Source organism: Streptomyces tsukubensis (assembly GCF_003932715.1).
In the GTDB taxonomy this organism is placed as follows: domain Bacteria; phylum Actinomycetota; class Actinomycetes; order Streptomycetales; family Streptomycetaceae; genus Streptomyces; species Streptomyces tsukubensis.
This window is the reverse complement of record NZ_CP020700.1, coordinates 7505369-7517433: the sequence shown is the minus strand read 5'-3', so window position 1 is coordinate 7517433 and position 12065 is coordinate 7505369. Positions and strand designations below refer to the sequence as shown.

Here is a 12065-nt window from a genome sequence, read left to right as displayed (position 1 = left end):
GTTGGAGACCGAGCCGTTCCCGAGGGCCGTCGTCCGTCTGCCTATGCTCGGTGCTCCGGCGGTCCGACCCGCCCCTCCCGGCCGGTGATCCCCCGTACGGGAGTGTCCCCGCCCCCGTCCCCGGCACCGCGGTCCGGGGCAGGCCGGACCGCCGTCGTACGGGCTCGTGAGACCCCGCCCCGGACCCGCCCCGAACCCGTTCCCGCCGCGTACACCGGCACGGAACAGGGCTCCCTCCCCGCCGGACAACCGGACGTCCGGACATCTGCCCGGCGCCGGACAACACGACGCATCCGCCGTCCGCGAGGCGGCCCCGGCCACCGAAGACCCTGGAGTGGAAGCGATGAAGCGCACCCCGATCCACGCGGCCGAGAGCGGCCGACGGGAGAATCCCCCGGACGAACGCGGTGCGGTGGAACCGCTCGCCGTCGTCGGGTTGTCGTGCCGGCTGGCCGGAGCACCGGACCCGGCGGCACTGTGGCGGCTGCTCCGGGAGGGGCGCAGTGCGGTGTCCGCCCCACCCGACGGGCATCCCGGTGCCCCCGGCGACGGGCATCCGGGCGGCTATCTGGACCGGGTCGACACCTTCGACGCCGAGTTCTTCGGCATCTCCCCGCGGGAAGCGGCGCAGCTCGACCCGCAGCAGCGGCTGATGCTGGAACTGGCCTGGGAGGCCCTGGAGAACGCCGGGATCGGCCCCGGCTCCCTGCGCGAGAGCAGGACGGGGGTCTTCACGGGTGCCATGGGCGACGACTGGACGGCCAGGCTCGCCCGGCGGGGCGACGGGAGCGCCGGCCGGTACGCGCTGACCGGCCGCGCCCGCGGGCTGATCGCCAACCGGGTCTCGTGGACCCTGGGCCTGCGGGGCCCCAGCATGACCGTCGACACCGGTCAGTCCTCGTCGTTGACGGCCCTGCACCTCGCGTGTGTCAGCCTGCTCTCGGGGGAATCGGATCTGGCCCTGGCGGGCGGGGTGAACCTGCTGCTCGAACCGGGCGGGACCGCCGATGTCGCCGCGTTCGGCGCCCTGTCGCCCGACGGGCGCTGCCATACCTTCGACGCCCGCGCCAACGGTTACGCGCGGGGCGAGGGCGGCGCCGTCGTGGTGCTGAAGACCCTGCGCCGCGCGGTGGCCGACGGGGACTCCGTACGCTGTCTCGTTCTCGGGAGCGCCGTCAACAACGACGGGGGCGGCCCGTCGCTGACCACTCCTCGTGCCGAGGCACAGCGCGAGGTGATCGAACGGGCGCTGAGCCGGGCGGGCGTCCGGCCCGGCGAAGTGGGGTACGTGGAGCTGCACGGCACGGGTACTCCCGTCGGCGATCCGGTGGAGGCCGAGGCCCTGGACGCGGCGCTGGGCGGCGCCCGGCCGCGGGGCGAACCGCTCCCCGTGGGCTCGGTGAAGACCAACGTCGGCCATCTGGAGGGCGCGGCGGGCATCACCGGCGTCCTCAAGACGGTGCTCTGCCTCCAGCACGGCGAACTGCCGCCCACCCTGAACCACATCAGGGCGCACCCCGCGCTGCGGCTGGACGACGCCAACCTGCGGGTGCACACCACGCTCACCCCCTGGCCGCGGACCGGGGTGCGGCGCATCGCCGGTGTCAGCTCGTTCGGTATGGGCGGCACCAACGGGCATATCGTGCTCGCCGAGGCCCCGCCGTCGGAGCCGGTGGCGGACGACGGCCCACCGGCGGGGCGCGGGGAGAGCGACCGGCCCTTCGGTTTCGTCCTGTCCGCACGCGACCCCGAGGCACTCCGCTCCCAGGCCCAGCGGCTCGGCGCGCATCTGCGGACCCGCCCGCGGCTCTCCCTTTCGTCGGTGGCGACATCGCTGGCCCTGACGCGTACACCGCTCCCGTGGCGCGCCGTGCTGACCGCGTCCGACCGGCCGGAGCTGCTGGCCCGGCTGGAGGCGTTCGCCACGGGCACCGGTGACGAGGCGGTCGTGGGGGAGGCGGCGGCCGGTGGAGGCGTCGCGGTGCTCTTCACCGGGCAGGGTGCCCAGCGCCCCGGCGCCGGACGCGGGCTGGCCCGTATCGCGCCGGTCTTCGCCTCGGCGCTGGAGGAGGTCTGCGCGGAGTTCGACCCGCTGCTCGACCGTCCGCTGCGGGAGGTGCTCCTGCCCGGTCCGCACGACGAGGGCGCGGCGGCCCTGATCCACCGCACCGAGTACACCCAGCCCGCACTGTTCGCCCTGGAGGTCGCCCAGTACCGGCAGTTGTGGGAGTGGGGGCTGCGCCCGGCGGCGCTGCTCGGGCACTCCATCGGTGAGCTCGCGGCGGCGCACGTGGCCGGGGTGCTGTCCCTGCCGGACGCGGCCGCCCTGGTCGCCGCGCGCGGCAGGCTGATGCAGGCCCTGCCCTCCGGCGGCGCGATGGCCGCGGTCGCGTGCTCCGAGGAGGAGATGCTCGCCGAACTGGCGGGCGGGGAGGGCGCGATCGGTCTGGCCGCGGTCAACGGACCGGCTTCCGTGGTCGTGTCGGGTGATGCCGACGCCGTCGACGCCCTGGTGGCCCGGTTGCGGCGGGACGGCACCCGGGTGTCCCGGCTGAGGGTCGGCCATGCGTTCCACTCGCACCATATGGACCCGGTGCTGGACGAGTTCGCGCGCTTCGCCCGGACGCTGACGTACCACCGGCCCACCCTGCCGGTGATCTCCAATGTGACCGGTGACTTCGCCGACCCCGCGGAGATCGCCACGGCGGACTACTGGGCGCGGCAGGTACGGGGCACGGTCCGGCTCCACGACGGGGTGCGGCGACTCGACGCGGCGGGAGTGACCTCGTACGTGGAAGTGGGCCCCGGGGCCGTGCTGAGCGCGGCCGCGCGCGAGTCCGTGGCCTCGCCGTCAGGCCGGAGCTTCGTCTCACTCCTGCGCCCGGGGAGGCCGGAGGAGCGTACGGCGCTGGACGCCGCAGCGGTGCTGTACGTCCGGGGCGTGGAGCTGGACCCCGTGGCGTTCACCGGTCCGTACGGACACCGTGTCGAGCTGCCGACCTACCCCTTCCGACGGGTACGGCACTGGCCGGCCGAAGCCCCCGAAGCGGCCGTGTCTTCGCAGCCGGACGCGGCGGAGACCGGAGAGGCAACAGAAGCGACGGAAACAGCGGGAGCGCGGCGGCCCGGTACGGAAGACGGACCGGTCGCGGTGGAGGAGCCCGGAGACCGGAGCCTTGAGGAGCGGGCCGAAACCGTACTGCGGAGGGTGCGGGAGCAGGCCGCGGCCGTCCTCGGGCACAGCTCCGCCGAATCCGTGAAACCGGCCGTCCCCCTCCGCGAGCAGGGCCTCGATTCACTCGGCGCGGTGGAACTGCGCGACCGGCTCGGCGAGGCGTTGGCGCTGCGGCTGCCGCAGTCCCTGGTCTTCGACCATCCGACTCCGCTGGCGATGGCACGTCATCTCGCCGCTCTGACGGCGGGTACGCCAACGGATACCGCGGCACCACGGCGGGCAGCGGACCGGGCCGACCGGGCGGCGGACGACGATCCGATCGTGGTCGTGGGCATGGCCTGCCGCTTCCCCGGCGGGGTCCGCTCGCCCGAGGACCTGTGGCAGCTGCTGGCCGAAGGGCGCGACGCGATCGGCGCCTTCCCCCGGGACCGCGGCTGGGACCTGGGGCCGGAAGGCACCGGGCCCGTCCCCGTGCGCCGGGGTGGATTCCTGGACGGTGCGATGGACTTCGACGCCGACTTCTTCGGCATCAGTCCGCGCGAGGCCCAGGCCATGGACCCGCAGCAGCGGCTGCTGCTGGAGCTGGCGTGGGAGTGCCTGGAACGTGCCGGGCTGCCGGCGTCGGCACTCCGCTCCAGCCCCACCGGGGTCTTCGTCGGTGTCACCCACCAGGAGTACGGGCCCCGCTTCACCTCGGACGACGAAGCCGCCGGATACCTCTTCACCGGGACCACCCCGAGCGTCGCCTCGGGCCGGATCGCCTACACCCTGGGGCTGCACGGCCCCGCCCTCTCCATCGACACGGCCTGCTCGTCGTCCCTGGTCGCCCTGCATCTGGCCTGCCGCGCACTGCGCGCCGGAGACTGCGACGCCGCTCTGGCGGGGGGCGCCACCGTGATGGCGGAGCCGGGTCTCTTCGCCGAGTTCGGGCGGCTGGGCGGTCTGTCGGCGGACGGGCGGTGCAAGGCGTTCGGCGCGGGAGCCGACGGCACCGGCTGGGCCGAAGGAGCCGGAATCGTCCTCCTCGAACGCCTCTCCACCGCACAAAAACAAGGCCACCACATCCACGCCGTCATCCGCGGCTCAGCCATCAACTCCGACGGCACCTCCAACGGACTCACCGCACCCAACGGCACCGCACAACAACACGTCATCCACGCCGCCCTCCACGACGCCCACCTCACCACCAACGACATCGACGCCGTCGAAGCACACGGCACCGGAACCCGACTCGGCGACCCCGTCGAAGCCCACGCCCTCCTCACCACCTACGGACAACACCGCACCCCCCACAACCCCCTCCACCTCGGCTCCCTCAAATCCAACATCGGCCACACCCAAGCAGCAGCCGGCATCGCCGGACTCATCAAAATGATCACCGCACTCCACCACCACACCCTCCCCCAAACCCTCCACACCCAACAACCCACCCCCCACACCGACTGGACCACCGGCCACATCAACCTCCTCACCCAACCCCACCCCTGGCCCCCCACCACCCAACCCCGCCGCGCCGCCATCTCCTCCTTCGGCATCAGCGGCACCAACGCCCACCTCATCATCGAAGAACCCCCCACCCCACAACCCCAACCCCCCACAAACAGTGCGGAGCAGCCCGACGGCCCGCTGCCGTATCCCCTGTCCGCCCGCACCCCCGGGGCTCTGCGCGGCCAGGCGTCCGCGCTCCTGGCCCATCTCGACCACCCGGAACGGCGCGGGACCAGCGGCCGTGATCTGGCCCATGCGCTGGCGACCGCCCGGACCGGCTTCGAGCACCGGGCCGTCGTCGTCGCCGCGGACTCCGCCGAACTGCGCGCCGGGCTGACCGCGATCGCCGAGGGGACGGAGAACGCGCCGGGCGTGGTCCGCGCCGCCACCGAGCCCGACGGGCGCACGGTCCTGGTCTTCCCGGGACACGGATCGCAGTGGCCGGGCATGGCCCGGCAGCTCCTGCACGAATCACCCGAGTTCGCCGCACGGCTGCGGGAGTGCGCGGCCGCCGTCGACGCGCTCACCGACTGGTCCCTGCTGGACGCCCTGCTCGGTGCCCCCGGTGCCCCTTCCACCGAGCGGCTGGACGTCGCCCAGCCCCTGCTGTTCGCCGTCATGGTGTCCCTGGCGCGGCTGTGGACGACCACGGGCGGAGTGCGGCCGGACGCCGTGGTCGGCCACTCGCAGGGCGAGATCGCCGCGGCCTGTGTGGCGGGGGTGCTCACTCTGGAGGAGGCCGCGCGGGTCGTCGTGGTCCGCAGCCGGCTCTTCACCCGGATGCCCTTCCCCGGCTCCATGGCCTCGGTCGCCCTCCCGGTCGAGACGGTACGGGAGCGGATCGCGGCGTTCGCCGGCACGGTGGAGATCTCCGGCATCAACGGCCCCACCGCCACCACCGTCGCCGGGAGCAACAGCGATGTGGGCGCCTTCGTGGCCGCCTGCGAGGCAGACGGCATCCGGGCCCGGATCGTGGTCACGGGTGTCGCCTCGCACTGTGCGCTGATGGACCCGCTGCGCGCGCCGCTCCTGGCCGAACTGGGCACTCTGCATCCCGGGAAGGGGGAGATCCCGGTCTGCTCCTCCGTCACCGGGGAAGTCGTCGACGGCCGGACGATGGACGCCGACTACTGGTTCCGCAATGTGCGCCGGCCCGTCGACTTCCTCGGCGCGACCCGGACCCTGCTGCACACCGGTCACCGGGCGTTCCTGGAGATGAGTCCGCACCCCCTGCTCACCTCCGGCGTGCTGACGACGGCCGAGGACGAGGAGATCCCGGCCACCGCCGTCGGCACCCTGCGGCGGAACGAGGACGGCCTGCGCCGCTTCCTGCTCTCCCTGGCCGAAGCGCACTGCCGGGGTGTGCGGACCGATCCCGCGGCGGTGTTCGGGGGCCGCCCGGGCCTCCGTACCGATCTGCCGACCTACGCCTTCCAGCGGCAGCGCCACTGGCTGGGCACCGGGACCGCCGATGTCGCCGGCGCCGGAGCCGAATCCGCCCGTCACCCCCTGCTCAGTGCGATCGTCCCGCTGCCCGCGGGCGGGGCGCTCCTGACCGGCAGGATCTCCCCGGCGGCTCAGCCCTGGCTGCGCGACCACGCCGGTCCCCAGGCACCGCTGCTTCCGGGCACGGCCTTCGCCGAACTGGCGCTGCGGGCCGGTGAGGCCGTGGGCCGTACCCGGCTGCGGGAACTGGTCCTGGAGCAGCCTCTCGTCCTCGCCGCGGACGATACGGGCGCAGTCGCGCTCCAGGTGTCCGCGGGGCCGCCGGACGACGACGGCTGCTGCGAGGTGACCGTGCACAGCAGGCCCGATTCCACCAACATCACCGACGGGGCCGACGAGTACCGGTGGATCCGGCATGCCTCGGGTGTCCTCGCACCGGAGACGGCGGAGCCCGGGGCGGGACCGGCCGCCGACTGGCCGCCGCCCGGCTCCGTTCCCGTACCGCTCCAGGACTTCTATCCGCGGTGGGCCGTCCGCGGACACCGTTACGGTCCTGCCTTCCGGGGGCTGCGCGCGGCCTGGCGCAGCGGTGACGAGTACTGGGCCGAGGTCGCGCTCGACGACGAACAGGCCGCGGAGGCGCACCGGTTCGCCGTCCATCCCGCTCTGTTCGACGCCGCCCTGCACGCCGTCCTGCTGGCCCGGGACGGCAGTGGCGACGCCGGTACGGAGATGCTCCTGCCCTTCGTCTGGAGCGGTGTCTCGGTCCTGGCGGGCGGCGCGTCCAGGGCCCGGGTCCATGTGGTGCCGCGCGGGGACGACACCGTGACCCTGCGCCTCACCGACGCCTCGGGCGCCCCCCTGGCCGTGGTGGAGTCGCTGACCTGGCGTCCGCTGCCCGGCGCCGCACTCGCGTCCGCGGCGCCCGCGGTACGGGACGCGCTCTTCCGCGTCCAATGGCGAACCCTGCCCGCGACCCCGCCCGCGGATACCGCCGACGGCGGGGCGGGCCCCGGTGCGGCCGTGCTCGACGCGGCGGCACTCGGATCCGGGGCGGCGGTCCTGGAACGGATCCGCGCCCGGCTCGCCGACGAGCGGTCGGCGGCGGAGCGGCTCGTGGTCGTGACCCGTGGCGCGGTGGGGGTGCACGCCGGGGACCCGCTCCCGGGGCTCGGTCACGCCGAGGTCTGGGGACTGGTCAGGGCCGCCCAGAGCGAGTATCCGGACCGCTTCGTCCTGCTCGACACGGACCCCGGCGCGGGCGAACAGGCCGTGAACGCCGCCGTACGCGCCGCCCTGTCCACCGGCGAGACCCAGCTCGCCCTCCGGGACGGCCTGCTGTACGCGCCCCGGCTCACCCGGGCCCACGCCGGCCCGCCGCGCAAGCTGTCCGCCGAAGGAACCGTCCTGGTCACCGGCGGCACGGGCACCGTCGGCGGCCTGCTCGCCCGCCGGCTCGTCACCGACCACGGTGTGCGCCATCTGCTGCTGGTCAGCCGGCGCGGCAGCCGGGCCCCCGGGGTCGGCGCGCTGCGCAGGGAACTCCGCTCCCTCGGCGCCCGGGTGACCGTCCGCGCCTGCGACCTCACGGACCGGACCGCACTGCGGGGGCTGCTGGCCGGGGTGCCCCGCCGGCATCCGCTGACCGGGATCGTGCACGCCGCCGGCGTACTCGACGACGGAGTGCTGACCTCGCTCACGCCCGAACGGCTGACCCGCGTCATGCGTCCCAAGGCGGAAGCCGCGCTCGCGCTGCACGAGGAGACCACCGGATCGGATCTGGAGATCTTCGTCCTGCTGTCGTCCGTCATCGGGGTCCTCGGGGGCGCCGGGCAGGCCAACTACGCGGCGGCCAACAGTCTGCTGGACGCCCTGGCACACCACCGCACGGCCCTCGGCCTGCCCGCGCTGTCACTCGCCTGGGGTCTGTGGGAGCAGCGGAGCGGGCTGACCGAACTGTCCTCCGCCGACGGGGAGCGGCTGCGCCGCGCCGGAATCCTGCCGCTGGCCACCGAGGACGCCCTGGACCTGTTCGGCGCCGCCCTCGGCAGCCGGGAGGCGCTGCTGGTACCCGCCCGGCTGGACCTCGCCCGGGCCCGCCGCTCCCCCGGCGCCTCGACGCTGCTGCGCACCGCCGATCGCCGGACCGCCCGGCGGACGGCCGGCCCGGACCCGGCCGCGGGCCAGGACTTCGCCGCCCGTACCGCCGCACGGTCCGCCACCGAGCGGAGCCGGGTCCTTCTGGAGCTGGTACGCGCCCACACGGCGGCGGTCCTCGGGCACACCGACGGCGGATCGGTCCCCAACGACCGGGCCTTCCGCGAGATCGGCTTCGACTCCCTGATGGCGGTGGAGCTGCGCAACCGGGTGGCCACGGCCACCGGACTGTCGCTGCCCACCACCCTGATGTTCGACCATCCGACGCCGCTGGCGATGGCGCGTCGTCTCGACGCCCTGGTCACGGATGCGAGTACGGGTACCGAGGCACCGGACCGGGCGGCGCTGCCGCCGCACCGGGCCGACCGGATGGCGGACGACGATCCGATCGTGGTCGTGGGCATGGCCTGCCGCTTCCCCGGCGGGGTCCGCTCGCCCGAGGACCTGTGGCAGCTGCTGGCCGAAGGGCGCGACGCGATCGGCGCCTTCCCCCGGGACCGCGGCTGGGACCTCGACACACTGTTCGGCACGGACGGCACACCGGGGAGCAGCGGTACACGCCGGGGCGGATTCCTGTACGACGCGGGCGACTTCGACGCCGACCTGTTCGGCATCGGCCCGAACGAGGCGCTGGCCATGGACCCGCAGCAGCGGCTGCTGCTGGAGCTGGCGTGGGAGTGCCTGGAACGGGCCGGGGTACCGGCGTCCGCACTCCGCGGCAGCCCCACGGGAGTGTTCACCGGCATCGTCAACCACGACTACGCCCAAGGTGTGACGGCGCTGCCCGACGCCGTCGCGGACCACCGGCTGACGGGCGGTTCGCACAGCGTCGCCTCGGGCCGGATCGCCTACACCCTGGGGCTGCACGGCCCCGCCCTCTCCATCGACACGGCCTGCTCGTCGTCCCTGGTCGCCCTGCATCTGGCCTGCCGTGCACTGCGCGCCGGAGACTGCGACGCGGCCCTCGCGGGCGGTGTCACCGTGATGGCGACGCCCTCGGTGTTCGAGGACTTCACCCGTCAGCAGGGGCTGTCGGCGGACGGGCGGTGCAAGGCATTCGGCGCGGGAGCCGACGGCACCGGCTGGGCCGAAGGAGCCGGAATCGTCCTCCTCGAACGCCTCTCCACCGCACAAAAACAAGGCCACCACATCCACGCCGTCATCCGCGGCTCAGCCATCAACTCCGACGGCACCTCCAACGGACTCACCGCACCCAACGGCACCGCACAACAACACGTCATCCACGCCGCCCTCCACGACGCCCACCTCACCACCAACGACATCGACGCCGTCGAAGCACACGGCACCGGAACCCGACTCGGCGACCCCGTCGAAGCCCACGCCCTCCTCACCACCTACGGACAACACCGCACCCCCCACAACCCCCTCCACCTCGGCTCCCTCAAATCCAACATCGGCCACACCCAAGCAGCAGCCGGCATCGCCGGACTCATCAAAATGATCACCGCACTCCACCACCACACCCTCCCCCAAACCCTCCACACCCAACAACCCACCCCCCACACCGACTGGACCACCGGCCACATCAACCTCCTCACCCAACCCCACCCCTGGCCCCCCACCACCCAACCCCGCCGCGCCGCCATCTCCTCCTTCGGCATCAGCGGCACCAACGCCCACCTCATCATCGAAGAACCCCCCGCACAGCCCGACACGCCCAGCCCGGAGGACAGGGGGGTCCGGAGGCCGCCCCCGGTCCTGCCGCTGGTGCTGTCGGCCCGCAGCCCCCGCGCCCTGGCCGCCCAGGCCGCGCAGGTACTGGAGTTCTGTGCGGACGCCGACGCGACCCGGCTGCACGACATCGCGTACTCCCTGGCCACCACCCGTACGGCACTGGACCACCGGCGCACGGTGACCGGCGCGGACCCGCAGGAACTGCGGGCCGCACTCGCCTCGGTGGCCGAGGGACGGACCGGTTCCCGCCCGGCCCGGCCGGGCCGCGGCTGCGCCGTCCTCTTCTCCGGCCAGGGGGCCCAGCGGCCGGGAGCGGGCGCCGCGCTGCACACCGCCCATCCGGTCTTCGCCGCCTCCTTCGACGAGATCAGTGCCCTGTTCGAACCGCATCTGGGCCGGCCGCTGCACGAGGTGGCGTTCGCCGGACCCGGCGATCCCGGCGCGGAGCTGCTCGACCGGACCGATCACACCCAGCCCGTCCTCTTCGCCCTGGAGACGGCGATGTGGCGGCTGCTGGAATCCTGGGGCTTCGCCGCCGACTTCGTCGCGGGGCACTCCCTCGGGGAGCTGACCGCGGCGCATGTCGCGGGGGTGCTGGACCTGCGTTCGGCCGTGACGCTGGTCGCCGCGCGGGGCAGGCTGATGAACGCGCTGCCCGCCGGTGGCGCGATGGTGGCGCTGTACGCCACCGAGGACGAGGTGCTGCCGCTGCTGGCCGCGCATCCGGACCGGCTGGCGGTGGCCGCGGTGAACGCACCGAACCGGGTGGTGCTCTCGGGTGCCGAGGATGCCGTCCGCAAGGCGGCGGCCGTCTTCCCCCGCCACCGGATGCTCCGTTCCGGCCATGCCTTCCACTCCCCGCTGATCGACGGCGCGCTGGAGGAGTTCGGCCGGGTGGCCGGGGGCTTGTCCTACGCACCGCCGCGGCTGCCCGTCGTGTCCACCCTGACCGGCCGGGTCGCGGAGCGCGACGAGCTGTGCGAGCCCTCGTACTGGGTGCGCCACGCCCGCGGGACCGTACGCTTCGCCGACGCCGTGCGCACCCTGGCCGACCGGGGCGTGGACACCTTCGCCGAGCTGGGGCCCGACACCGTACTCAGCGGCGCGGTGGCCGAGGTGTTCGCGGACCTGGACCCGGGCGGACGGCCCCGGGCGCGCTCCGCGCTGCGGCGGGGCGAACCCGAGGTCGCACGGTTCGTTTCCCTGGCGGGCTGGCTGCACGACAGGGGCGCCGGGGTGGACTGGGACGCCTTCTTCGCGGACAGCGGCGCGGTACGGACCGGCCTTCCGCTCTACCCGTTCCAGCGGAGCCGCTACTGGCTGAGTGCGAACGCCACGGCTCCGGCGGTACGGCCTCCGGCCCCGGACCCTGCCCTGGAGGAGAGCCCCGGCAGGGACACCGGGCTCACCGAGATCACCGGGCTCACCGAGATCACAGACCGGGGAAGTGGCGGAACGCGGAACGAGGAAACGCCTTCGGACGTGCGGGAGTTCAGGGCGCGGATGGCCTCGGCGTCCGGCAGCGAGCGCCGGGCCGGGCTGCTGGAGACCGTCCGCACGCTCCTCGCCGGCCGGCTCGGTCTCGGTGCCCCCTCCGACGTCGACCCCGACCGGCAGTTCCTGGCCATGGGCCTCGATTCACTCGGCGCGGTCGCGCTGCGCGAGCGGCTCGGTGCCCTGACCGGGCTCTCCCTGCCGGTGACCCTGGCCTACGACAGTCCGACCCCGGGCGAGGTGACCGACTTCGTCCTCGGCCGGCTCGACGGCCTCACCGGGACGGGCGCGTCACCGGCGGACCGTACCGCGCTTCCCGCCGCACGGTCCGGCGGCGGGGTGGCGGCGGAGTTGCACCGGCTGGAGGCCACCTCACCCACCGTGGTGGCCGACGCCGGTCTCCGCCGGGACATCGCGAAGCGGCTGCGTCGGCTGGCCGACGACTGGTCGGAACCCGCGGTGCCGGTGGATCCGGCCACCGCAGGGCGGCAGGAACTCCTCGCGTTCATCGACCGAGAGCTCGGCCGCGCCGACGACTGACCCTTCCGGCGGCCCGCCCGCCGTTCCGCCGGGCATCCGGCGGTACGGCGGGCACGGGCCGGGCGAACAG

General features: G+C 74.2%; 1 protein-coding gene. It reads left to right on the top strand.

What is annotated here, in order from left to right; all coding sequences use genetic code 11:
- Window positions 1-343: 343 nt before the first annotated feature.
- Complete coding sequence (locus tag B7R87_RS31175) at window positions 344-11995, top strand: type I polyketide synthase (protein WP_157997824.1); 11652 nt, start codon at window positions 344-346, stop codon at window positions 11993-11995.
- The last annotated feature ends 70 nt before the right edge of the window (window positions 11996-12065 follow it).